This is a genomic window from Rhodococcus sp. NPDC078407 (assembly GCF_044542515.1).
GTDB lineage: Bacteria > Actinomycetota > Actinomycetes > Mycobacteriales > Mycobacteriaceae > Rhodococcoides.
Genome location: NZ_JBITUQ010000006.1, coordinates 76,466 through 99,786, shown reverse-complemented (window position 1 = coordinate 99,786; position 23,321 = coordinate 76,466). Strand labels below are relative to the sequence as shown.

Genomic DNA, 23,321 nt, shown 5'->3' with positions numbered 1-23,321 from the left:
GTTCGCTAGCCGACGCGTTCGACGGTGTAGTTCACCAACCGTCCGAGTGCGTCGTTGGCCGGTCCCTGCGGAAGCTGCGCGAGCTCCGCATGCGCCCGAGCTGCGTACTCGCCGAGGGTGTTCTTGGCCGAGACCATTCCCGGCGAGCGCTGCAACAGCTCGAGGGCCTCGGTGACCAGGGCGTCCTCGGTGACCGGGCCGGCCAGGATCTCGCGGAGCCGATCGCCGTCGGCACCTTCTTCGCGGAGCGCGAACAGCACCGGAAGGGTGTGCACGCCTTCGCGCAGGTCGGTGCCGGGGGTCTTGCCGGACTGCTCGGTGGCCGACGAGATGTCGATGATGTCGTCGGAGATCTGAAAGGCGGTGCCGACCGCGTCACCGAGGCGCTCGAGGCGTCCCACGTGCTCGGCGTCGCCGCCACTGAACGTGCCGCCGAACCGTCCGCACGACGCGATCAGCGACCCGGTCTTCTCCCACACGACCTTGAGGTAATGCGCGACGGGATCGTCGGTGCCTTTGGCTCCGATCGTCTCGCGCATCTGCCCGGTGACCAGCTCGGCGAATGTCTCCGCGATGATGCGCACTGCGTCGGGCCCGAGAGTCGAGACCAGCCGTGACGCGTGCGCGAACAGGTAGTCGCCCGCGAGGATCGCCACACTGTTACCCCAGCGTGAGTTCGCACTCTCGGCACCTCGGCGCATCGACGCCTCGTCCATGACGTCGTCGTGATAGAGCGTCGCGAGATGAACCAGCTCGACGACCGTGGCGGCGGTGACGATCGCCGGATCGGTCGGCGACGGCCCCAGTTGGCCGGTGAGGACGGTGAACAGTGGCCGGAATCGCTTTCCACCGGCCTTGGCCAAGTGCAGCGCTGCCTCGGTCAGAAAATCTTCGCCATCGGAGAGTTCGCTGATCATCAGCTCCTCGACGCGGGCGAGGCCGTCGGCGACCGACCGTGCGAGCTCCGGGTCACCCAGGTCGACTCCGGCAACGACCGTCGCTACGGCAGCGTCGTCTGTACTCACGATGTTGGTCCCTGTCCTGTCGTCGACTGCCGGCGAGGGCAGCGAAGCGCCGCTGCTCGCCTTCTACCGTAGTGAACCTAGCGTGCAGACAGGTGCGACGGTGTCACCGACCACAGGTGACGCTTCACACGGCGTCGACCATAGGCCCCCGACGCACCTGCCCGCGAAATCGGGATACTGGACTGTGTGAGCACCCCCAATCCGTCCCCACCCACCTCGACCGACGTCCTGGTCGTGGGCGCAGGCCCCGCAGGATCGTCCGCTGCGGCGTGGGCCGCGCGATCGGGCCGAGACGTCGTCCTCGTCGATGCGGCCGTCTTTCCGCGGGACAAGACGTGCGGTGACGGATTGACTCCTCGTGCCGTTGCCGAACTCGATGAGCTCGGTCTGGGCGAATGGGTGCGCGGAAAGGCACGCAACCGTGGTTTGCGGTTGAGCGGGTTCGGCCAGGAACTGCAGCTCGAGTGGCCGAGCAAGTCCTTGCCCACCGTCGGAAGCGCCGTCGCCCGGACCGAATTGGACGATCGCATTCGCGCAGTCGCCGTCGAATCCGGGGCGGTCATGGCCGAGGGAGCGAAAGCAATCGCGGCCACGCGCGAGGGCAACTGCGTGCGGTCGGTCACCCTGCAGACCGAGACCGGAACCAGCGATATCTCGTGCCGCACACTCATCGTGGCCGACGGCGTCCGCTCCACCCTGGGTAAGCAACTCGGGCGGCAGTGGCATCGGGACACCGCTTTCGGCGTCGCCGCTCGTGCATACATCGACTCGGGGCGCAGCGACGACGAGTGGATCAGCTCGCACCTCGAACTGCGCGATGCCGCAGGCACTCTGCAGCCCGGCTACGGCTGGGTCTTCCCACTGAACGACGGCAACATCAACATCGGCGTCGGCACGTTGGCCACCGCCAAGAAGCCGGCAACCGGGGCGCTGCGCCCGCTGCTCGACCTCTACACCCAGCAGCGGCGAAACGAATGGGAACTGACCGGCGAGTTGCGCTCGGTGGCGTCGGCGCTGCTACCGATGGGCGGTGCCGTCTCCGGAGTTGCGGGCGTCAACTGGGCCATCATCGGCGACGCCGCCGCGTGTGTGAATCCACTCAACGGCGAGGGCATCGACTACGGGCTCGAAGGCGGCCGCATGGTCGTCGACCTGCTCGATCACCCCGATCTCACCGACGCCTGGCCCAGTCTGCTGCGCGAGCACTACGGGCAGGCCTTCTCCATCGCTCGACGCCTCGCCGGACTGTTGACCGTGCCCAGATTCCTGCCCGCAGCGGGACCGGTGGGCATGCGCTCACGAGCCCTGATGAAAGTGGCCGTCCGCTGCATGGGCAACCTGATCACCGAGGCCGACAGCGACCTGGTTGCGCGTACCTGGCGAGCGTCGGGAACCGGTTCGTTGAAAATCGATTCCCGGCCGCCGTTCAGCTGAAATAAGATCAGGGTCGAATTGCCTTGTGCAGCGCCACGATTCCGCCGGTGAGGTTGCGCCACTGCACGTCGGTCCACCCGGCGTCGACGATGCGTTGGGCCAGCTGTTCCTGTGTGGGCCACGCACGGATCGATTCGGCGAGGTAGACGTAGGCGTCGGGGTTACTGCTCACGGCGCTGGCAACTTTCGGTAGCGCCTTCATCAGGTACTCCATGTACACGGTGCGGAAGGGGCCGAACACCGGGGTGGAGAACTCCGACACGACGAGGCGTCCACCGGGTTTGGTGACGCGGGCGATCTCACGCAGTCCGGCGTCGAAATCCGAGACGTTGCGGAGGCCGAACGAGATGGTGGCGGCATCGAAGCTGGCGTCGGCGTAGGGCAGCGCCATCGCGTCGCCTGCCACCATCGGGACTCCGCGTTGCAACCCCGCCTGCAGCATGCCCTTGGAGAAGTCGGTGGCCACGCACCAGGCTCCGCTGCGGCCGAGTTCGACGGTCGACACGCCGGTGCCAGCGGCGAGGTCGAGAACCCGCTCGCCCGGTTTCAGGTCGAGGGCTCGACGCGTCAGTTTGCGCCAACTACGGTCCTGCCCGAACGACAGAACCGTGTTGGTGATGTCGTAACGACGGGCGACGCCGTCGAACATCGACGCCACCTCGTGGGGCTCTTTTGCCAGGGTCGCGCGCGATGTCTGTGCCACGAGTCCAGACTACTCAGGCAACGTCGGCTGCTCGCGGTGCTGTGATGCCTTGCACGTCGTAGTAGTGCGAGATCAACTCGTCGCAGATGGCGGGCCACGTTCGGTGCAGAACCGATGTGCGGGCGGCGTGGCCGAAGCGGGCGCGGGTGGTGGGTTCGGCCAGGGCTCCGACCGCGCTGGGTAGCAGCTCGGTGAACCTCTCGACCGGCAACAAGTAGCCGTTGCGGCAGTGCGAGACCAGGTCCCGCGGGCCGCCGGCGTCGGGTCCGATGACGGGGACACCACTGGCGAGTGCTTCCTGGACCGCCTGGCAGAAGGTTTCGTGTTCGCCGGGATGGACGAAGATGTCGAAACTGGCGTACGCCTGGGCGAGTTCCACGCCGCCGAGTTGTCCGGTGAAGATGGCGCTCGGCATCAACGCCTGCAGTGCTGCCGAGTCGGGGCCGCCGCCGACGATCACCAGTTGGATCGACGGGTCTGCGGCGAGGACGGCGAGCCGCTCGACATGCTTCTCCGGCGCCAGCCTGCCGACGAATCCGACGATCAGCTTCTCGCCCGATCCCCACTGGCTACGCAGGCCTGCCGACGCGGCCGAGGGCGCGAAACGGACGGCGTCCACTCCCCTGGCCCACCGGTGCACGCGCGGGATGCCATGCGATTCCAACGCATCGACGGCCGAGGTGGATGGCGCCAGGGTGCGCGCCGCGCCGCGGTGCAGCCGCCTGGTCCAGCGCCACGCCGCTTTCGAGGTGAGTCCGAGGCCGTAGCTGGCGGCGAAACCAGCGACGTCGGTCTGATAGACCGCAACTACCGGCACATCGAGCCGGTTCGCTGCAGCCAGCCCACCGGCCCCGAGCAGGAACGGCGAGGCCAGGTGAACGACGTCGGGGGCGAACTCGCGCAGCGCCGAGACCATCCCGAGCCCGGGGACGCCGACGGGCAGCGAGCTGACCTTCGGGACCATGACGGACGGCACTCGATGCACCGGAACGTCGCCGTGCCACGTCGAGGCCTTCGGCCCGGACGGATTGTCGGGGGCGATGACGACTGCATCATGCCCGGTCTTGTCGAGGTGTTCGAGGACACGGATCACCGAGTGGGTGACGCCGTTCATGTTGGGTAAGAACGATTCCGCAACGATGGCTACTCGCACGAGCCTCAGTGTTCGCGAGCTGCCCGTCGACCAGATGTGGACAGCGTTACGGGTGAGCCAACGTCACACGAATTGCGCGAGCACCCACGACGGATCGGGATTGGTGCGGTGCTCGGCACCTACGAACACCGTGGGAACCGTCTCGTTTCCGTCGTTGACCGACCGAATCCGCGCTGCTGAGGCCGGATCCTGGCGGATGCTCGCCCACACAGCCTTCTTTCCGCGCAGCAGCAGGGCCACCCGCAGCCGCAGGCAGAAGATGCAGCCCGGTCGCCAGTAGATGAGCGGCACCGACCTGTCCGACGCCTGCTCACGCGAGGCGTCGTCGGGCAGAGATCGTGGATACAGCACCGGTGTCGTCAGAACGAGAAGGAAGCCCACCGCGAGCACCATCACGACGATCGACGACGCGACATTGCCGAAATTCACCAACGAGAATCCGGCCACCGCGGCGAGAGCGGCGATGCCCCACTGTTTGGCGTTACGCATACTGTGCCTCCTTACGCTGGGTCTCCTTGCGGCGAAGCCACACCAGCACGGGCCCGGCGATGAGCCAGGTGACGACGATGACCGATCCGGCCGGAACGATGGCGACGGTAGCGTCACGGCCGGCGACCCGCACCAGCAGTTCGACGTCGTCGGGGTCGGCCCGGTAGTACTCCACTTCGATGCGTTGGCCCGCGACGAGGTTGGTGGGATACAGGACGCCGAGCGCCGGGTTGTGGGTCACCCCGTCCGGCGTGATGAAACTGACGGCCGACCGTAGTTTGCCCGCCGACAGCACTTCGGCGGTCGCGGTGCCCTTGTCGGAGTCGATGGTCACGTCGTTTCGCCAGGCCCCGACCACCAGCAGCACGGCCAGCACCGAGATCGCGACGGCGACCACGAGCACGACCAGCCGGGTTCTGCGCAGCGTTCGGCTGCCTCGGGCTGTGTCGGTCACGTCCACAGATTACTTCGCAGCGGATCGGGCTCGGCTCGGGTAGCGTCTGCTCCCATGTCTCGCAGTTTCGAACACACACTCCGCGCGTCCAATCCTCCTGCTGAAGTGCACGCAGCATTGACCAGTGAGGATCAGTGGATGGCGCGCTTCGCCAAAGCGAAGAAGACGGACGGGTACGAGCTGACCAAGCATGCCGACGGCGGCCTGACGGTCGACATTTCCGAAGAGGTCGGCACCAACGAGCTCCCCGGATTCGTCACCAAGGTCATCAAAGGCAAGCTGATCGTCTCCCGCACCGATCACTGGGGTCCGCTCGAGGGCGACCACGCCGAAGGAACGCTGACCGGTAGCACCACCGGCCTACCGGCCAAGATCACCGGCACGTTGTCACTGCAGCCCGACGGCACCGGCGCGAAGTTGCACATCAAGGGTGAATCGACGGTCAAGATCCCGCTCGTCGGCGGCAAGATCGAAGACCTGATCAACAAGATGATCAAGGACATGATCGATCAGGAAACCGGCGAAACTCTCGAATGGGTTGCAGCGCAACAGAGTTAGAGACGGGCCCGGATCGCTGCGTGTAGATCGCGCAGTCCGGACCGTTCGGTGGTCACTTCCAACACCCTGATTCCCGCGGCATGCGTCGCGAGTTCGGCTGCCAGCTCGGACAACTCGACCAAACGATGCTCGACGCGGTACGCCCCGCACAACGCTCCGAGATCCATTCCGTGCGGTGTCCCGAACACCCGCTCGAAGACACCCGCGTATTGCGGATCTCCCTGTTCGAGCAACTCGAAGATGCCGCCGCCGTCGTCGTTGGCAACGACGATCGTCAGATCCTCGGGACGCGGCTCGCCGGTTCCGATGAGCAGGCCCGCTGCGTCGTGCAGAAATGTCAGATCACCGAGAAGCGATACGGTGCGGCGCTTTCCGGCCATCGCGGCCCCGATGGCCGTCGAGACGGTGCCGTCGATACCGGCGACGCCGCGGTTGGAGAGAACTTTCACCCCCGGGATCGGAGTCGAGACCAGGGCCGCGTCGCGCACGGGGTTGGAGGCACCGAGCACCAGCTGATCGCCGGGCTGCAGCGCGGACATCACCACCTCGGCCACGTGCAATCCCGTTGCCTTCGGATGTTCTCGAAGCTGTTCGTGCACAGCATGTTCGGCGCGCTCCGACAGTGCGGCACAGCGAGCGATCCACGCCGGATCCGGCGTGCCGGTGGTGACTGCGCGAGTTCCGGTGGCCAGCACGTTGCCCGAGACGTCCGGCCACCGCGGACCGGTGGTGAGCGCGATGACATCCACCGCCGGATCGGCGAGCAACGCCGAGACCTGCCGATGCAACGTCGGACGCCCGGTGATGACAGCCTGCCGCGGCTTCAACTGCGCAAGGGCCAAGGGATGCAACGCAATTCCGTGTAGCGGCGCGGTCGGCTCGGCGACGGTCGGCAATCCGGCCAACTCCGGGCGCACGCCGCCGCCGTGGCCGGAGACGACCACGGTGTCGACCGACAGATCGAGTTCGACCGGTACGTCGAGCGTCGCCTGGGTGGTCGAGGTCCACGGCATCCCGTCGGGACGGCCTTCGGGACGCGCCCCTGGATCACCGAGGGCGGGAACCAGCGGCTCGCGCAGTGGGATGTCGAAGTGCACCGGCCCGGCATTGCCCGAGCGCGCACCACGCGCGGCCGCGATGACTCGCGAGACCGCACTGCGCCACTGACTGTTCTGCTTCGGTCCCTCTTCGGCGAGTCCCAGGCTGATGGTCGCGCGAACCTGGGATCCGAACAGCCCGAGCTGCTCGATGGTCTGGTTGGCTCCGGTGCCGAGCATCTCGTAGGGCCGGTTGGCGCTGATCACGATCAAGGGGATGCGGGCGTAATTCGCTTCGAGGACGGCAGGCCCGAGGTTCGCCACCGCGGTTCCCGACGTCATCACCACGGGAACGGGTTGGCCGCTGCCCAGGCTCAATCCGATGGCCAGGAATCCGGCGGTCCGTTCGTCGATCCGCATGTGCAGTCGGAGCCGCCCGGCCACGTCGGCTTCCTGCAACGCGAACGCCAACGGGGCGTTCCGCGAGCCGGGGCACAACACGACGTCTTCGATGCCGCTGCGCGCCAGTTCATCGACGACGGCAGTGGCCTGAGCGGTGGACGGGTTCACAGAATCCAGAGTGTCAGATGCTCCGGTCGGCCGCCGCAACCGGGCTTTGACAGTATTGAGACGTGCGTACCGTCTTCCGGCCCGATGAGGTCTCCCCCCGCCGCTTCTACCAGCTACTGACCGCGTCGGTGGTCCCGCGGCCCATCGCGTGGATCTCCACGGTCTCCGCCGACGGTGTGGCGAACCTCGCGCCGTACAGCTTCTTCACGGTGTCGTCCGTGGAGCCGCCCGTCGTCCAGTTCACCTCGGTGAGCCGCAAGGACAGTCTGCGCAACATCGAGGCCACCGGCGAATTCGTCGTCAATCTGGCGACGGCCCCGTTGGTCGATCAGGTCAACGGCAGCTCGGCGAGCTTCGATCACGGCGTCAGCGAATTCGAGGCAGTCGGCATCGAGAGCGAACCCAGTGCAATCGTGGCCCCGCCACGCGTGGCGGCCGCACCGATCGCCATCGAGGCCACACTGCACCGCGTCGTCGAAGTGGGTAACTGCTTCGTCGTCATGGGCACCGTCGTCGCGCTGTCCGTGCGTCCCGAATTCCTGGCCGAGGACGGCCTACCCGAGTTCGACGCGATCGCTCCTCTCAGTCGCCTGGGCCGCGCCGAGTGGGGAATGCCGCCCGAGGTGCGTGAGATCGAGCGACCTTCTTGATCCGCTGGCTGCTGCTCGTTGCGGTCACGGTCGCACTGACCGTCGGAGCCGATGCACTCGGTGTGCCGTCGGCTGCGTTGTTCGTTGCATTGTTGGTGGCCATCGTGTTCGCGCTCGCCGGTTGGGCACCGACCACCGGGACCGAGCGAGCTCCGCTGCCGCGCAGACTGGGGATGGCAGCACAGGCCGTTCTCGGCGTCGAAATCGGAACGCTGGTACAGAGCGACACCCTGAGCTCGCTGGGCGACACCTGGTTGCCGGTGCTGCTGGCATGCATCGGCACACTGCTGTTGTCGATCGCGGCCGGCGCGCTGCTGGGGCTTCGCAAGGACATCGATACTCTGACCGGCTCGCTGGCGCTGGTCGCAGGCGGAGCGTCGGGCCTGGTCGCGATCACGCAGGAGCTCGGCGGCGACGAACGAGTGGTCGCGGTGGTGCAGTACCTGCGCGTGGTACTGGTGACCACCACGTTGCCCTTGGTCGCGACCCTGGTGTTCCAGGCTCGCCCGGGCCAATCGACGGTGACCGCAGACGTGCACGAGGCGCTCTGGATCGACCTCGCCTTCGTGCTGATCTGCGGCCTCGTCGGCGTGCTGCTGGCGCGTCTGATTCGGCTGCCCGCCCCCGCTCTGCTCGGTCCGCTGATCGTCGCCACGCTGGCCGACGTCCTCGGGATGTCGTTCGGCGCGTCCGTTCCGACGCTGTTGCTGTGGGCGGCGTACATCGTCATCGGCTGGCAGGCCGGATTGCGCTTCACCGTCGCCAGCTTGAAATCCATCTCGCGCGTACTGCCCGCCTCGCTGATGTTGATCATCGCCGTCACGGTCGGCTGCGCGATGCTCGGATTGTGGCTGGCCTCGGCAACCGGGACGAGCGGATACGAGGGCTACCTCGCGACCACTCCCGGTGGGGTGTACGCGGTGTTGGCCATCGCGGCCTCGACCGGCGCGAACATCACCTTCGTCGTGGCCGCACAAGTGATCCGAGTGTTCATGATGTTGTTCGCGGTACCCGTCGGGGCCAAGGTGGTCCAGCGGTATCGACGCGGCAAGCCCGACTGAGCGATCGACGCAACCCCATCGCAGCTTAGGGTCGGCTAACCTCCACGTCATGGCCAAGTACCTCAAACCGGAGAATCCCCGGTTCTACCGCCTGACCGTGCTCGCGAGCGACCGAATCAGTCCGAACTTCGTTCGGGTCACTCTCGGCGGAGACTCGCTGACGAACTTCACCTACATGGGTTACGACCACTGGTTTCGCCTGTTTCTCCCGCAACCCGGCCAGGACGAACCGCGCATTCCCAGCGCCACCTCCATGCTCTGGTACGCGCAATACCTGGCCTTCTCCAAGGACACCAAGCCGGTGGTGCGGAACTACACCATCAGCCAGTTCAGGGCTGCGGGGCAGGGCACGCACGGGGAGGGCGCGGAGCTGGACGTCGATTTCGTGGTGCACGGAGACGAACACGGCGGCCGAGCAGGTCCAGCGTCGTCGTGGGCCACTCGGGCGGTTCCCGGCGATCGAGTGGCAATTCTCGACGAAGGGCGCATCTACAACCCCGACGGGCACGCGACGTGGCAGCTGCTCGTCGGCGACGAGAGCGCTGTTCCGGCCGTTCTCGGCATCCTGCGGTCATCGGCAGAGAATGTGCGGACCACAGCCTTCCTCGAGGTTCCCACCGACGCCGACGTACAGCAGCAGGACCTACCGTCCGTGGTCGATCTGCACTGGATAGTCCGCTCCGACCCGCTCGCGAAACCGGGCGCGGCTGCCCTCGCTGCGGTGCAGCAGGCCGACCTTCCGGACGAGGCACCCTTCGTCTACGTGGCCGGGGAACAGGGGTTGGCGTCGGGCCTGCGTCGGTACCTGGTGAACGAGCATTCGGTCCCCAAGTCGCAGATCTGCTTCACCGGATACTGGAAGTTCGGTAAAGCTGCCGGATAGCACTGGATTAGTGTGATCTCACATGTCCGGCTTGGGAAAAGGTCACACCGTCGTCCCCGACTCGGGAGATGTGGACAGCGCGTCGTTCGCCTCGCTACGCGCTCGGCCGCTCCCCCGAGCCGAGCGATACGAGCTGGGCCGACGCCTACGCGAGAAGGTGCCGATCGCGTCTCTCGGGGAGTGGGCACCGCCGGCGGACCGACCCGATCCGGTGAAGCAGATCGAGTACTCCCACCAGGGCCGCATCGAATGGTTGATCCCGACGCGCCTCGAGCGAATGGTCGAGTCACCGTACGGATTTCTGCGCGGCACGGCCATCGTCATGGCTCGGGACGTCGCGATGCTGCCCTCGACGGGAATCAACCCGGTGATCAGCGGAGACGCCCACCTCGGCAACTTCGGGTTCTACGCCTCACCCGAACGTGACCTCGTCATCGATCTCAACGACTTCGACGAGGCACACCCGGGAGCATGGGAATGGGATCTACGACGGCTCGCCGCGAGCATCTGGGTGGCCGGCCGACAGAACGGACGCAGCGAGGACCAGTGCTGCGAGGCGGTTGCCGCCTGCGTGTCCTCGTATCGGATCGAAGTCGCCAGGCTGGCGGACGAACCGCTGATGTCTCGCTCGTTCCAGCGCCTGACGGCGGAGAAACTGCAGCGCGACGCCACCGAGGGGTCGCTGCGCAAGGAGATCAAGCGCGCCACCAAGAAGGCGCGCCGACGTACCAGTGACCGGGTGCTCCCTCGATTCACCGAAGAACACGAGGGCAAGCGCAGAATCGTCGAGGAACCGCCCATCACGACGCGCATCTCGGCGAAGGACGAGGAGCTACTCGCGGTCGGCTTGGACGAATATCTGCTCACCCTCACCCCGCACTGGCGTCGGGTGCTCGGGGGTTACACGTTGATCGACGTCGCCCATCGAGTCGTCGGAGTCGGCAGTGTGGGGCTGCGGGCGTATGTCGCGCTACTCGAGGGCACCAGCGAGGACGATGTGGTGTTCCTGCAGCTCAAGCAGGCCAGACGCTCGGTGCTCGCGCCGTACGTGCACGGCGAATCGGCCTGGCACGATCACCAGGGCCAACGTGTCGTCGAATATCAGCAGGATCTGCAGACGGTCAGCGATCCGCTGCTGGGATGGACCACCATCGACGGACGGCAGTACTACGTGCGGCAGTTCCGCAACATGAAGGGAACCATCGACCTGTCGTCGATCGACGCCCCGGCGCTGGTCGACTACGCGCGGGTGGTGGGTCGACTGCTGGCCAAGGGACACGCGCGCACCAGCGGTGCATCGATGATCTCGGGCTACACGGGCGATTCGGACGAGCTCGACGCCGCACTGTGCCGATTCGCGCAGCTCTATGCCGACCAGACCGAGGCCGATTGGGAGTGCCTGCGGCAGTGGCGTGGTTGAGTGCCGCAGGGGGCACATAACCACGCCACTGCGCGGAGCGCACTAGGCGTGCTTGGCGACCAGGTCACCCACCCGAGGCAGTGCCTCGGTGACGTTCTTCTTCGCCGAACCACGCAGGCTGCCGTAGAACTTCTTGACGACGGACTTGTCGGTCTCCTCGATGCGCGCATCGGTGACAGAGAGCAGCGCGTCGGATGCGGCGTCGCCGTTGGCAGCGAGGTACTGACCGAACGTGCCCTGCGGGGCGGCGTTGTACGACTGCCAGAACGGGTCGAGCTTGTCGACGAAATCGGGCCACAGAGCCGAGACCGCGCTGTCGATGTACGACGGCCCGACCTTCTTCACTGCGCCGTAGCCCCCCTTGACCGCGAGTCCACTCGCGCCCCTCTTGTCCGCAACCTCGGCGTCGATCAGTGCCAGGACATCGGCGCGCAATGCGTCGGCCTTGGACTCGTCGAGCAGCGAATCCTTGAGTGCAGCAACCACTTCGAAGTTCCTCCCAGATGTGTCAGCGGCCCCACGCGGACCGGGCGCAACACTACCGCAGCAGCGCGTGGCATCGCCGCACTCGCTCGATCCACCACTGGGTGCGATCGGCGTCGGCATCGAGCTCGATCAGTGCCTCGGGATCGGGTTCGACGCTATCGACCGGGTACGTTCCATCGATCACCTGCGGCGCAGTTGCGACGTCGCGAACGAACAGAGAGCCCGTCCCCAACCCGCAGGCGAACTCGAGATGCGGCAAGGCAGCGGCGGCAGCGAGCCCGGACGAGATGCCCACCGCCGAATCGAGCGCACTCGACACCACCACCGGCACGCCGTACTCCCCCAGCTCACCGGCCAGTTCGAGCACGGCCCGCATCCCGCCGAGCGGGGCGACCTTGAGCACCGCGATGTCGGCTCCGCCCGCCCGCACGACCTTCATCGGGTCCTCGGCGCGGCGAATGCTCTCGTCCGCGGCCACCCGAATCCCCGGGGCCCGACGCCGCAGTTCGACCAGTTCGGCGACGGTGGCGCAGGGCTGCTCCGCGTATTCCAGGGGGCCGTCGGCAGTCAGGGCCGTCAGTGCTGCGACGGCCTCGTCGACGGTCCAGCCGCCGTTGGCATCGATGCGCACTCGCGGGACCAGCTCGCGAACCGCACGGACGCGGGCCACGTCGTCGGCCAGGCTCTGCCCCTTCTCCGCCACCTTCACCTTCGCCGTCTCGGCCCCCGGCGATCGTTCCAGCACCGATGCCACGTCCGCGGCCGGTACCGCAGGAACCGTCGCGTTCACCGAGATACGTCGGCGCAGTGGGCTCGGCGGGCCCTCCCACGCGGCCTCGATCGCCGACGCCAACCACGGGGCGGACTCGGCGTCGTCGTACTCGGGGAACGGCGAGAACTCACCCCACCCGGCGGGCCCGTGGATCAGCATCACCTCACGGGTGGTGATGCCACGAAACTTGGTGCGCATCGGCAGCGACAGCACGTGTGCACCGTCCAGCAGGTCGTCGACCGCCGGGATCATTGCTGTCCCGGAAGCAACTGCACCATCAACGCCTCGCAGTCGGCCAGCAGGTTGCCTTCCAGATCGGTCAATCGGGCGTCGATGAAGGTCTTGCGCCCTTCCACCCTGTCGACCGCACCCTCGACGACCAGCTCGGTGTCCAGCGGCGTCACCTTGCGGTAGTTGATGTGCAGGTATGCGGTTCGGCTGATGGGGCGGCCGTACGCGTGCTGGATCAGGCCGAAGAGGTCGTCGAACAGCAGTGGCAGGGTGCCGCCGTGCGCAGCGGCGTTGCCCCCGAGGTAGAAGCGGCGGAACACGCCCCGGCTGCGGACGCCGTCGGCGTCGAACTTCTCGATCATCCACGGCGGCATCAGTAGCGAACCGCGGCCCGGCAGAGACAGCACCCGGCCCGCCGTCTGCTCACCCTCCGCAACCACGTGCGGCTCCAGGAGCTCGATCAATTCCCGAGCCTTCGTCGCGGCCGCCTCGGTGACGTCGGCGGGCATCGACGTGGACACCGCGAGGTCCTGCACCGTGCGCAACGCCTCGAGCAACTTCCCGTACTCCGGTCCCACCTTCGCCGGCAGAAAACGCGGAAAGCCGCCGTGGTGGTCGTAATCGGGATCGGCATCACGGTCGAGCTGCTTCGGATCGGTCATGACTTGCACGCTAGCTGTACCGACCGGCCGCCACGGATTCAGCCCTCGCCACCGTTAAGCTGGCGCACGTGACTTTCACTCCCGAGCTGTGGCTCCCCGTTCCCGGTTTCGAAGATCTGACCGACATCACCTATCACCGGCACGTGTCCGACGCGACCGTCCGGGTCGCGTTCGATCGTCCCGAGATTCGCAACGCGTTTCGCCCGCACACGGTCGACGAGCTCTACCGTGCGCTCGAGCACGCGCGGGTGAGCTCCGACGTGGGCACGGTGCTGCTCACCGGCAACGGGCCGAGCAGCAAAGACGGCGGCTGGGCGTTCTGTTCCGGCGGCGATCAGCGCATTCGCGGACGCAGTGGCTACCAGTACGCAGAGGGTGAAACCGCCGACACCGTCGACAAGGCTCGCGCCGGACGGCTGCACATTCTCGAGGTGCAGCGGTTGATCAGGTTCATGCCCAAGGTCGTCATCTGTCTGGTCAACGGCTGGGCGGCGGGTGGCGGCCACAGCCTGCACGTGGTGTGCGATCTGACCCTCGCGAGCCGCGAACATGCTCGGTTCAAGCAGACCGACGCCGACGTCGGCAGCTTCGACGGCGGCTACGGCAGCGCGTACCTGGCAAAGATGGTCGGCCAGAAGTTCGCCCGAGAGATCTTCTTCCTCGGCGAGACGTACTCGGCCGAGGAGATGCACCGCATGGGCGCGGTGAACAAGGTGGTCGATCACGCCGAACTCGAGAACACGGCCATCGAGTGGGCAGCGAAGATCAACGCCAAATCCCCCCAGGCGCAACGGATGCTCAAGTACGCGTTCAACCTGCAGGACGACGGACTGGTGGGCCAGCAACTGTTCGCCGGTGAAGCAACTCGCCTGGCGTACATGACGGACGAGGCCGTGGAGGGCCGCGACGCCTTCCTGGACAAGCGCGAGCCCGATTGGTCGCCGTTCCCCCGATACTTCTGACCGTCGCGTGAACTCGACGTCGCGTCACCGCGGTCAGGGCGGTGTTGCGAGCTCGGTTCGAGCCTGGTTCGCCCAGCCCTTCGACTACCGCTGGATGGCCGACTTTCAGAACTCGCGTCCCACCGGAAAAGTCATCCGTTGGGTGATGGCCGTACTGACGCTGAGCTACGGCGCGCTCGCGGTGGTGACGCTGTTCGCGGTCGACACCTCGCGGAGCGTCGTCGCCATCGGTTGGAAGGCTGTCCTGATCGTCGTGGTCCTGGTGGTCGCGGCCGCGTGGATCACCAGACCGTTCCCGGGGCGCCTCGGAGTGGTGGCGTTCGCGTTGTTCGCGGACCTGGGCACGGCATCCACGCTCCTGATCAACCCGATCCAGGACGCTGTACTCACGTGCGCACTGTTCGCCGTCATCGGCACCTTCTGCACGTTCTTCCTCAGCCCCCGCTGGCTGGTGGCCCACGTGGTCTTCGCGGTGGCATGCACCGTCGCCGCCGCAGTGGCGACCCACAGTGCTACCGACGTGGACATCGCATCGTCGATCTTTCGGACAGCCGTCGTGCTGTTGACGATTGCCGGGGTCCCGCTGACCTCGCACCTGCTGGTGACCGTCCTGACCGAGGATGCTCGGAGTTCGCTTCTCGATCCGCTCACCGGGCTGCTCAATCGCCGCGGACTCGACGCTGCCGTGGACGACGTGTGGCTGCTCGGCCGGGAGCAGGATCGATGTGTGGCGGTGCTGGTGGTGGACATCGACCGCTTCAAATCCATCAACGACCGCTACGGGCACGAAGAAGGTGACGCGGTCATCGTGCGCGTCGCCGAGCGGCTCGGTGCCCATCTCGACGCGTACGGGGTGCTCGCCCGCACCGGCGGTGAGGAGTACCTCGCCGTGGTGTCGACGTCGCGGTTGCACGTCGACGCGCTGATCCACGGAGTGCGCCGGACGCTGCTCGACCCCTCCGACGCGGTCTCGGTCACGGTCAGCATCGGGGCGGCGATAGTGCACTGGGATTCGGCGCTGTGGGCTCAGGACATCGACATCGCCACCCGCGTAACACGGGTGGCCGATTCCATGATGTACGAGGCCAAGGCTGCCGGCGGCGATCGGGTGCTCAAGAGCGTGCTGTAAACAGGACCGTGGTATCCATGCGGGGTGGACATCCTCGCTTCTCGGACAATTCTGCGCCCGGCCGACTATGACAAGACCCTCGAGTTCTATCGCGACGGCCTGTCTCTCGCCGTGTTCCGCGAGTACCCGGGTGGCACGGTGTTGTTCCTGGGTCAGGGCCTGCTCGAGATCGCGTCGCATCATCGCGGCGACGGGCCCGGGACGTTCACCGGCGCGCTGTGGCTGCAGGTACGCGACATCGGTTCGGCAACACAGGAACTCGCAGCAGCCGGAATTCCCATCGTGCGCGAGGCGCGAACGGAGCCGTGGGGTCTGATCGAAATGTGGATCGAGGATCCGGACGGAATCTCGATCGTCCTGGTGCAGATCCCGCAGGATCACCCACTGCGACGCGACACCCGCTAGCTGCCCGCGCTGTCGGCGATCGTGCGCAACACCGACTGCGCCGACTGCGGCCGCGACCACAAATAGCCCTGTGCCAGAGTGCACCCGAGTTCGAGTGCAGCGTCGGCCTGTTCTCGGCTCTCGATGCCTTCGACGATCATCGTCAGGTCGAGATCCTTCGCCACTCCGGCCAGCGACCTGATCATCGACCGTCCGGCGACGGTATCGACGAACCGCGTGAGGTGACCGTCGATCTTGATGCCGTCGGGCTGTAGTGTCACCAACCGTTCGAGCGAGGACCAGCCCGAACCGAAATCGTCGAGCAGCACCCTGAAGCCGAGCCGATGCACGTCGTCGATGTGCCGACGCAGCAACGGTCCCGGCGTCACGGCGGTGGTCTCGGTGAGCTCGAGCGAAATGGAGGACGGAGACACCTCCGATGACGCGATAGCGCGTTCGAGGTGGCTGACGCCATCGGGGTGGGCCAGGTGGCGTCCAGAAATATTGACGGTCAGCCGCAGGTCAGGACGGTATCGGTGCCACTTCTTCATCTCGGCGGCGGCCTGGGTGAGCACGCTGAGATCGACATCGATGATCAATTCACTGGCCTCGGCGAACGGAACGAAATCCGCCGGTACCACCATCCCTCGGGTGGGGTGGTGCCAACGCGCCAACGCCTCGAAGCCGACGATCTTCTCGGTCCGCAGATCCACGATCGACTGAAACCACGGCACGATGTGACCGTCGGCGATGGAGTCGGCGATGTCGTTGTCACTGCCCAGCCGAATGACACCGGACCCGACGCGGCGATGCAGATCGAGCTGCTCCTCGAGCACCGACGCGAATTGTTCGAGTTCCTGCATCTGCTCACCCGAGAGTGAGCGCGGCGTGCGATCGAGCAGGCACAGAGTGCCGATGACCAAGCCCTCGCGTCCGCGCAGCGGGACAGAGGCATACGACGCGATGCCGTTGTCGTCGAGGATGGCACGCTGCCGGGTGGTGGCACTGACCCGCCCGTGCGCGACGACCGCCGGCACACCGGAGCGCACCACGTCGTCGCACAGCGTGTCGGCTCGCACGACGGTGGACATCGGCGGCCCGCCTACGTTGACCAGGGTGTACTGAGTGTCCTCGTCGAGCACGTTCAGTTGGGCGATAGCGAATCCCACACTGCGAGCGGCGAATTCGACGGTCGAGCGCAGGGCAGGGGTGGTCGCCTCCACATCGAGATATCGACGGGCGGAGTCGCTCTGACGGCGAGACTGCGAGCGCGCAGTGTCCGCGAACTCACCTTCCACCTTCGATCTCCTCGCAGCACATGCGGCCCCGTTGCTGGAGCCGGTTTCACGTGAGCTTAACCGGCCACGATCTGGTAAATCGACCGGCAGCTCAACTCCTGGTGATCACAATGACGGATAGCGTGTATGGAGAAGCCGATGCCGCAGAACAGCTGCGGCCAGTCGCCTGCCTTCGTAGGTCGCGATCAATTCGGCGCTTTGCGCCTCAGACGGACCCGCGGATTCCGACATGTCGAAGGCTCCGAGTGCATTCAGTTCAGCAATCAAGGTCCTGGCCAACGGCTCGGCGTGCTCGGAGGCGGGAGCCTCGCCGGCGTGCGTCCAACCCTCGGCGCGGAGCAGTCGCGCCAGGTCGTCGGCGCTCGTGTCCACATCGGCGACGTCCTGGCCGACGATCATACGAGCGAGGACGACCTCCGCAGCAATGGTGTCCGGGTGATATTCGGTACCGACGATGCCGCCGGTGAGGACGCGCCACAGCCCGTCGGAGCTGAGCCGTCGGGTACGGGCCGTCGGCACCAGCCGCCCAGCTGAACGACGCAGTAGGCGCACCCTCATGAGCAGGCGTCGGAGCAGCAGAATCTTTTCGGTGTCGAGTTCGCGCCTGACGTGAGAGGGCCGCTCGGCCGGCGGAAACACCGTGTTCGCGATTTTCGTCACCAGCTCGTCCGGTAGGTACCCGGCATCGGTGAGCGCGACGCCGTCGCCGATACATCCGATGAAATTCTCCAGCCTGCGCACGCAGCCGTACATCGGCTCCACTGCGTCGTGCAGCGCGTCACGCAAACCCAGATAGAGCTCGGCCCGCGGCGGACTGTAACTGCTCCAGAGTTCGATGCGGTGATCCAGTAGTTGTTCGAGCAGAACGGCGTCGGAACCGTCCTTGCCCTTCTCTGGGGTCGACACTGCGTCGGAGGTCGGCACTGCCTCGGAGGTCAGCACAGCGTCGGAGGTCAGCACCGCGTCGGTGACGCCGCGTCGGCGCATGGCCCGGGCATTGGCACCGAGGGGTCTGCCACCCGGAGTGGACGGCTCGAACTCACCGGCGATGGTCGCCACTTCCAAGGTCTCGCCGATCTTTTCGACGATGACACGCTCTATGCCGGTCGGGGCGTCCTGCCAGGTGACCAGTTCGGTGTCGACGGCACCGATACCCGATTCTTCGGTGGCCCCACGGTACTTCTGCAACCAAGCGGCATCGTCGAGTGTTCGGACGAGCTCTTCGGTGATTGCACTTCGCGCGATGTCCGCATACCCCGCGCGGCCGAGGCGGTCGAGCAACTCGCCGAGCGCACGGGCGATGTCGACGCCGCGGTCCGGCCCCTCCGCGGCGTGACGAAGATAGACCCACAGAAAAGTCTGCACAGAATGTTGTGTGGGGCCCGCAGGCGGCGACACGCCGACCAGACCGTCCCATCCCAGACGCGCATCGGCAGCCAGCGCGGGATCGACGGAATCGAAATACGACAGAGCGGCAGACACCGCGTCGTCCATGCCCGATCCCTTCACAGTGTTCCACTGTTCCACAGCTCGCCGATATCGGGACACCGCCGACCCGTTCGGGCGGCGACGCGAGGACTAACCTCGGCACTGTGCTCGACAGTGTGCTCGACAGTGTTCCCATCCCGGCTGGGCCGGCCGCGGCAGACCTACTTCCGCGGCTGAGCCGCATGCTGGCCGGTGACGGACCGGCCATCATGCCCGTCCCCGCCGACGATCCACGCGAAATCGCGCGCCTGCACGACGCCTTGTCTCCCGGAACCCCGATCGCCGACGGCATAGCGCTGGTCGTCGCCACCTCCGGTACGACGGGAATTCCCAAGGGAGCCATGCTGTCTGCGTCGGCACTGACGGCGTCGGCGACAGCCACCGAGGAGCGACTCGGCGGCCCGGGCTCGTGGCTGCTCGCATTGCCGGCCCATCACATCGCCGGGATGCAGGTACTGCTGCGCAGTGTGCTCGCCGGAACATCGCCGGTGATCATGGATGTGTCCCGCGGTTTCGACCCGGCTGCATTGATCGCGGCCGTGGGAGAAATGTCGGGCCCGTTGCGCTACACGTCGCTGGTCCCCGGCCAGTTGGTCAAGGCATTCGAGAACCCCGAGGCGGTGGCCGCCCTGGCGTCGCTCGACGCGGTATTGCTCGGCGGAGCTGCAACTCCGATTCCGTTGCGAGACAGAGCAGTCGACGCGGGAATCCGGTTGGTGCGCACCTATGGCATGAGCGAAACCGCCGGCGGCTGCGTGTACGACGGGGTTGCGTTGCGAGACACGATGGTGCGCATCGACGACGGCCGAGTCGTGTTGGGCGGACAGACCCTGGCCTCGGGATACCGCGGATTGCCCGACCACCCGGCGTTCGCCGAGCCAGGATGGTTCCGCACCGACGACGCCGGAACCCTGGTCGACGGGGTACTGAGCATCACCGGCCGCCTCGACGAAGCCATCTCGACCGGCGGCCTGACCGTCGTACCCCAAGTTGTCGAAGCCGCGCTCGCAACCCATCCTGCCGTGATCGAATGCGCGGTCGTCGGACTGCCGGACGAGCGACTGGGCCAGAAAGTGGTGGCCGCGGTGGTGGCATCGAAGCCGGTGACTCTGGCGCAGTTGCGCTCTCACGTCGCATCGTCGCTGGACATCACGGCCGCGCCACGGGAGCTGTTTCTGCTCGAATCACTGCCGACCCGCGGGCCGGGAAAAGTGAATCGAACCGAACTACGCAGGGTGTTGGAGCGGCGCTGAATTGCGCGACACGCAAACGCGAGCGCGTTCGTCAGGTGCGAGCGGAATAGTCGACGAACAGGTAGCGATTCTGCACGCGTCCAGCAAACGCGAGCGCGTTCGTCAGGGCGAGTGATCAACCGAGGGGCGTGCCCTGATGGTGCACCAGTTCCCAACCGGTTGCTGTGCGCCGCCACAGTGACGTGCGGCGTGCGCGCCGGTTGGGCGTCCTTGAAATCCATTGCACCAGAACGAGATCAGCACTGATCATCCGGCCATCCAGTTCGAGTACCTCGATGTCCACCGGCGTTTCGTCGCGGAGCATGTCGAGGATCGACGACTTGTCCCACACCGCACCCGAGGCTCCAACTTCGGAGAAATCCTCGGCGAGCAGGCTGTTCAGCCGCTCGCGGTCGCGCCGGCATTTCCGTGTCTGGAGTGCCCGTTCGAGCTCGAGAACAGTCGACAGGTCGGCATCCGTACACGGTGAACCCTCGCGATCGGGCGTCATGGGTTGCACTGTCTCATGAACGCACGCCAACGCAAACGCGTGCGCCTTCGTCAGGTGCACGCGGAACAGTCGACGAACAGGTGGCGATTCTGCACGCGTCCAGCAAACGCGAGCGCGTTTGCGGCGAAGGTGGTCGACGGCGCTAGCGAATCGGAGCAACCGGTCGGCGACGCCTCAGCCCGCCATTTTCTCGTACAGGCGCTCCACGTCCGAGTCCGTCCAGCCCGGCGGCTCGAGGATGTCGGCCCACATCCGTACTGCGTCGGCTCCGTAGCTGTGGCCGTGACCGTCGTCGACATCGGTGGAGAAGACTTGATCGAAGGTCAACTGCCAGAACGTGACGAACGGGAACCACTGCACCCCCGGATCGACGTCGGTGCCGCGTGGCTCGCGCAACCAATCGGGGCGGCCCAGAATCAGGTCGGGTGACCACCACACGATGGGGTCGGATGCGTGCTGCCAGTAGGCGATTCGTGGTTCTTCCCAGAGCCCGCCGATATCGAGGTCACCGGAAGAGCCAGCGAATCGAACGTGTTCGCCCCCGTCGACGACCGGCAGGATCTCGCGGGACCCGGCGTCGCGTCCATCGGTGATGCGGGCCCATTGCGGGGTGAAGTTCGGGTTGCCGACCCAGAGGGCACCGTCGATACGCGCGATCATGTCCTGTGCACCGCTGAACGCATCTTGCCCGCCGTAGGCGCCGAGGCTCTCGCCGAACAGCACCAGCTTCGGTCTCGCATCCTCCGGAAGTTCACTCCACACCTCGTAGACCGCCTCGAACAATGCCCGGCCGGCATCCTGCGGAGTCTGCCGATCGGCCAGAAATGCCATCGGGCTCGGCAAGAACGAATACTGCATCGACGCGATAGCCGAATTGCCGTCGTACAGAAATTCGAGCGGACCGGCGACGGATTCGTTGACCCACCCGCGTCCGGTGGTGGTCGCGACACCGAGCACGGCCCGTGAAAAGGCATCGGTACGCCGAAGTTCGGCCACCACCCGCTCGGCGACGCCCTCCACCGTGTCGGCCGACTCGACACCGGCATACACTCGGATCGGTTGCACTGCAGGCCTTCCGGTGAAGTCGGCGATCTCCTCGGGCGATGATCCGGAGACGACGAACCGTCGACCCTCCTGCCCGAGCGAATCCCACTCCTCGTTCGAGGCATCCGAACCCGAGAGTTTCTCTGCCGTGGGCTTTTCCACTCCGTCGTGGTTGCCGCGATCGGCGGCCGAGGCCGACTTCTCCGCAACGGCCACAATTCCGCGAATCAGCGCACCGTTGACGGCGAACACGACCAGCAGCGCAACGACTACGACGCTCGCGATCCTCGCAACCGGCCTCGGAACGTACTGCTTGCCCCATCGCGTCAGCGCCCGAGTCGCTCTGCGCAGCACGCGGCCGAGAGCAAGCACTGCCACTGCCACCACCAGCGACAGCAGCATCACCGCGACGTAGAGGGGCCGACCGGGGTCTTCCACGCCGACCAACTTGCGCACGATCTGCTGCCACCACGATCCGAGAACGAGGAACAGTGGAATCATCACCACCGCAGCCGCGGCCAACGCCCACCACCCACGTCGACGCCACTTTTCCGACCATGCCGGCGACACTCCGCAGATCCGGACCACCCACGCCAGGAGGCAGCCCACGCCGTAACCGATCGCGACGCTGATTCCGGTGGCCACCGCCTGCAGGTACCACGCTCGGGGCAGCAACGACGGGGTCATCGACATCGCGAAGAACACCAACGCGAAGAAAACCCCGACCGGATGCAGTGCGCGGCAGTACCGATCCGCGCGCGAATCCCGCCAGAACGAACGAATCGAGGCCGACCGCCGTGTGGTCACTCGCCGATCGTATTGGCCCGCCGACTGGGCCGCACCCACTTCTACGTGCAAGCATCTAACGCATGAGTGTTCTGGTCTGCTTCCACGCACATCCCGACGACGAAGTGTTCAGTACCGGTGGCGTGATGCGGTTGGCCGCCGACGCCGGCCATCGCGTCGTGCTCGTCACGGCAACCGACGGTGCCCTCGGAGAATTTCCGGAGGGGATCCTCACCGTCGGCGAGACGTTGGCCGAGCGCCGGCGCATCGAACTGGATCGTTCGGCCGCCGTTCTGGGAGTGGACCGCATCGTTCGGTTGCACTACGCCGATTCCGGCATGGCGGGCACTGCCGAAAATGGCAACCCGGAGGCCTTTTGCAACGCCGACGTCGAGACTGCCGCTGGACGACTGGCCGACGTACTGATGGAAGAGAAGGCCGACGTCGTCACCATCTACGACCCGAACGGCGGATACGGGCATCCCGACCACATCCAGGTTCACGTCGTCGGCAAGCGCGCCGCCGAGATTGCCGACACTCGTTTCGTCTACGAGACCACGACCAATCGCGACCACATGCGCCGGCTGATGGAGGCGAATCCGCACTGGGGTGAGGAGGCGTCACCGCCGGACATGGACACGTTCGGCCTGCCGGAAACGGAGATCACTACGGTGGTCGACGTAACGAGTGTGATCGATGCCAAACGGGCCGCCATGGAAGCGCACGAGACGCAGGTCGGCGACTTCGGACCGTTTCTGCAGATGCCCATCGAACAACTCACCAGCGCCTTCGGCACCGAGTGGTTCAGAAAGCTGCGCGGCACCGGCGGCGTAGGAATCACGGAGACCGCGCTGCCGCTCTGACGGGACGATCGTGAGCGGATGAGCCGACACCCCGAA

Annotated in this window: 24 protein-coding genes; 11 read left to right on the top strand and 13 right to left on the bottom strand. The window is 66.3% G+C overall.

The features are described from left to right. Positions 1-5 precede the first annotated feature (5 nt). A complete protein-coding gene (locus ACIGGF_RS08860; protein ID WP_397521002.1) occupies positions 6-1,025 on the bottom strand; it encodes a polyprenyl synthetase family protein in 1,020 nt (339 codons plus the stop codon). A gap of 186 nt (positions 1,026-1,211) precedes the next feature. Between ACIGGF_RS08860 and ACIGGF_RS08855 the strand changes: the two genes are divergently transcribed. Next, on the top strand, positions 1,212-2,459 hold the full coding sequence (locus tag ACIGGF_RS08855; RefSeq protein ID WP_397521001.1) for a geranylgeranyl reductase family protein: 1,248 nt from the start codon (positions 1,212-1,214) through the stop codon (positions 2,457-2,459). A gap of 7 nt (positions 2,460-2,466) precedes the next feature. Here ACIGGF_RS08855 and ACIGGF_RS08850 read toward each other — a convergent pair whose 3' ends face one another. The 4 genes from ACIGGF_RS08850 to ACIGGF_RS08835 form a co-directional block, all read right to left on the bottom strand. Continuing rightward, a complete protein-coding gene (locus ACIGGF_RS08850) occupies positions 2,467-3,162 on the bottom strand; it encodes a demethylmenaquinone methyltransferase (protein WP_397521000.1) in 696 nt (231 codons plus the stop codon). Positions 3,163-3,175: 13 nt separating this feature from the next. Beyond that, complete coding sequence (locus tag ACIGGF_RS08845) at positions 3,176-4,315, bottom strand: glycosyltransferase family 4 protein (protein WP_397520999.1); 1,140 nt, start codon at positions 4,313-4,315, stop codon at positions 3,176-3,178. Between the two features lie 63 nt (positions 4,316-4,378). Then, complete coding sequence (locus ACIGGF_RS08840) at positions 4,379-4,804, bottom strand: glutaredoxin domain-containing protein (protein WP_397520998.1); 426 nt, start codon at positions 4,802-4,804, stop codon at positions 4,379-4,381. Beyond that, positions 4,797-5,258, bottom strand: a complete 462-nt coding sequence (locus ACIGGF_RS08835; protein WP_397520997.1) for a DUF3592 domain-containing protein — start codon at positions 5,256-5,258, stop codon at positions 4,797-4,799. Before ACIGGF_RS08835 ends, ACIGGF_RS08840 begins: the two co-directional genes overlap by 8 nt. A 54-nt stretch (positions 5,259-5,312) precedes the next feature. Between ACIGGF_RS08835 and ACIGGF_RS08830 the strand changes: the two genes are divergently transcribed. After that, positions 5,313-5,816, top strand: coding sequence for a DUF2505 domain-containing protein (locus ACIGGF_RS08830; protein WP_397520996.1), 504 nt, complete (start codon positions 5,313-5,315; stop codon positions 5,814-5,816). Here ACIGGF_RS08830 and menD read toward each other — a convergent pair. Further along, a complete protein-coding gene (menD, locus tag ACIGGF_RS08825) occupies positions 5,813-7,423 on the bottom strand; it encodes a 2-succinyl-5-enolpyruvyl-6-hydroxy-3-cyclohexene-1-carboxylic-acid synthase (RefSeq protein ID WP_397520995.1) in 1,611 nt (536 codons plus the stop codon). The two genes, ACIGGF_RS08830 and menD, sit on opposite strands and share 4 nt — an antisense overlap. 62 nt (positions 7,424-7,485) lie before the next feature. On the opposite strand from menD, the gene ACIGGF_RS08820 reads away from it, so the two are divergent. Genes ACIGGF_RS08820 through ACIGGF_RS08805 form a run of 4 tightly spaced genes read left to right on the top strand, consistent with a single transcriptional unit; the run spans position 7,486 to position 11,437 of the window. Further along, positions 7,486-8,073 carry a flavin reductase family protein gene (locus ACIGGF_RS08820; protein WP_397520994.1) on the top strand — a complete coding sequence of 196 codons (588 nt, stop codon included), beginning with the start codon at positions 7,486-7,488 and terminating at the stop codon, positions 8,071-8,073. Continuing rightward, positions 8,070-9,134, top strand: coding sequence for an AbrB family transcriptional regulator (locus ACIGGF_RS08815; protein ID WP_397520993.1), 1,065 nt, complete (start codon positions 8,070-8,072; stop codon positions 9,132-9,134). Before ACIGGF_RS08820 ends, ACIGGF_RS08815 begins: the two co-directional genes overlap by 4 nt. 49 nt (positions 9,135-9,183) lie before the next feature. Beyond that, positions 9,184-10,017 carry a siderophore-interacting protein gene (locus tag ACIGGF_RS08810; protein WP_397520992.1) on the top strand — a complete coding sequence of 278 codons (834 nt, stop codon included), beginning with the start codon at positions 9,184-9,186 and terminating at the stop codon, positions 10,015-10,017. A gap of 22 nt (positions 10,018-10,039) precedes the next feature. Next, positions 10,040-11,437: a DUF2252 domain-containing protein gene (locus ACIGGF_RS08805; RefSeq protein ID WP_397520991.1), complete on the top strand. Its 1,398-nt coding sequence runs from the start codon at positions 10,040-10,042 to the stop codon at positions 11,435-11,437. 42 nt (positions 11,438-11,479) lie between these two features. Here ACIGGF_RS08805 and ACIGGF_RS08800 read toward each other — a convergent pair whose 3' ends face one another. The 3 genes from ACIGGF_RS08800 to ACIGGF_RS08790 are packed head-to-tail and all read right to left on the bottom strand — an operon-like array spanning position 11,480 to position 13,588. Beyond that, the gene (locus ACIGGF_RS08800) at positions 11,480-11,923 is read right to left on the bottom strand and encodes a DUF6918 family protein (protein WP_397520990.1); all 444 of its coding nucleotides are present in this window, start codon (positions 11,921-11,923) and stop codon (positions 11,480-11,482) included. Positions 11,924-11,975: 52 nt separating this feature from the next. After that, positions 11,976-12,947, bottom strand: coding sequence for an o-succinylbenzoate synthase (locus tag ACIGGF_RS08795; RefSeq protein WP_397520989.1), 972 nt, complete (start codon positions 12,945-12,947; stop codon positions 11,976-11,978). Then, complete coding sequence (locus tag ACIGGF_RS08790; protein ID WP_397520988.1) at positions 12,944-13,588, bottom strand: PaaI family thioesterase; 645 nt, start codon at positions 13,586-13,588, stop codon at positions 12,944-12,946. Before ACIGGF_RS08790 ends, ACIGGF_RS08795 begins: the two co-directional genes overlap by 4 nt. 68 nt (positions 13,589-13,656) lie before the next feature. On the opposite strand from ACIGGF_RS08790, the gene ACIGGF_RS08785 reads away from it, so the two are divergent. Genes ACIGGF_RS08785 through ACIGGF_RS08775 form a run of 3 tightly spaced genes read left to right on the top strand, consistent with a single transcriptional unit; the run spans position 13,657 to position 16,084 of the window. Further along, entirely contained in the window at positions 13,657-14,550 is an 894-nt protein-coding gene (locus ACIGGF_RS08785; protein WP_397520987.1) for a 1,4-dihydroxy-2-naphthoyl-CoA synthase, read from the top strand. Between the two features lie 7 nt (positions 14,551-14,557). Further along, entirely contained in the window at positions 14,558-15,679 is a 1,122-nt protein-coding gene (locus ACIGGF_RS08780) for a diguanylate cyclase (protein ID WP_397520986.1), read from the top strand. Positions 15,680-15,703: 24 nt separating this feature from the next. Further along, positions 15,704-16,084, top strand: coding sequence for a VOC family protein (locus ACIGGF_RS08775; RefSeq protein ID WP_397520985.1), 381 nt, complete (start codon positions 15,704-15,706; stop codon positions 16,082-16,084). Here ACIGGF_RS08775 and ACIGGF_RS08770 read toward each other — a convergent pair. Continuing rightward, positions 16,081-17,361, bottom strand: coding sequence for an EAL domain-containing protein (locus ACIGGF_RS08770; protein ID WP_397520984.1), 1,281 nt, complete (start codon positions 17,359-17,361; stop codon positions 16,081-16,083). The two genes, ACIGGF_RS08775 and ACIGGF_RS08770, sit on opposite strands and share 4 nt — an antisense overlap. Before the next feature lie 105 nt (positions 17,362-17,466). Further along, positions 17,467-18,855 (bottom strand): hypothetical protein, encoded by a 1,389-nt coding sequence (locus ACIGGF_RS08765; protein WP_397520983.1) that lies wholly within the window; start codon positions 18,853-18,855, stop codon positions 17,467-17,469. A gap of 98 nt (positions 18,856-18,953) precedes the next feature. Here ACIGGF_RS08765 and menE point away from each other — a divergent pair, with 98 nt between their 5' ends. Continuing rightward, positions 18,954-20,102: an o-succinylbenzoate--CoA ligase gene (menE, locus tag ACIGGF_RS08760; protein WP_397520982.1), complete on the top strand. Its 1,149-nt coding sequence runs from the start codon at positions 18,954-18,956 to the stop codon at positions 20,100-20,102. Between the two features lie 115 nt (positions 20,103-20,217). On the opposite strand, the gene ACIGGF_RS08755 is transcribed toward menE, so the two are convergent. After that, positions 20,218-20,592, bottom strand: coding sequence for a DUF4440 domain-containing protein (locus ACIGGF_RS08755; RefSeq protein ID WP_397520981.1), 375 nt, complete (start codon positions 20,590-20,592; stop codon positions 20,218-20,220). A 174-nt stretch (positions 20,593-20,766) separates the two neighbouring features. Then, on the bottom strand, positions 20,767-22,443 hold the full coding sequence (locus ACIGGF_RS08750) for an alpha/beta hydrolase (RefSeq protein ID WP_397520980.1): 1,677 nt from the start codon (positions 22,441-22,443) through the stop codon (positions 20,767-20,769). Positions 22,444-22,505: 62 nt separating this feature from the next. Here ACIGGF_RS08750 and ACIGGF_RS08745 point away from each other — a divergent pair, with 62 nt between their 5' ends. Then, positions 22,506-23,285: a PIG-L family deacetylase gene (locus ACIGGF_RS08745; protein WP_397520979.1), complete on the top strand. Its 780-nt coding sequence runs from the start codon at positions 22,506-22,508 to the stop codon at positions 23,283-23,285. Positions 23,286-23,321 lie beyond the last annotated feature (36 nt).

Coding starts and splice junctions, on each gene's coding strand:
- ACIGGF_RS08765 (WP_397520983.1), bottom strand. CDS start 18,855: ATGGACGACGCGGTGTCTGCCGCTCTGTCGTATTTCGATTCCGTCGAT.
- ACIGGF_RS08755 (WP_397520981.1), bottom strand. CDS start 20,592: ATGACGCCCGATCGCGAGGGTTCACCGTGTACGGATGCCGACCTGTCG.
- ACIGGF_RS08790 (WP_397520988.1), bottom strand. CDS start 13,588: ATGACCGATCCGAAGCAGCTCGACCGTGATGCCGATCCCGATTACGAC.
- ACIGGF_RS08830 (WP_397520996.1), top strand. CDS start 5,313: ATGTCTCGCAGTTTCGAACACACACTCCGCGCGTCCAATCCTCCTGCT.
- ACIGGF_RS08805 (WP_397520991.1), top strand. CDS start 10,040: ATGTCCGGCTTGGGAAAAGGTCACACCGTCGTCCCCGACTCGGGAGAT.
- ACIGGF_RS08810 (WP_397520992.1), top strand. CDS start 9,184: ATGGCCAAGTACCTCAAACCGGAGAATCCCCGGTTCTACCGCCTGACC.
- ACIGGF_RS08840 (WP_397520998.1), bottom strand. CDS start 4,804: ATGCGTAACGCCAAACAGTGGGGCATCGCCGCTCTCGCCGCGGTGGCC.
- ACIGGF_RS08745 (WP_397520979.1), top strand. CDS start 22,506: ATGAGTGTTCTGGTCTGCTTCCACGCACATCCCGACGACGAAGTGTTC.
- ACIGGF_RS08795 (WP_397520989.1), bottom strand. CDS start 12,947: ATGATCCCGGCGGTCGACGACCTGCTGGACGGTGCACACGTGCTGTCG.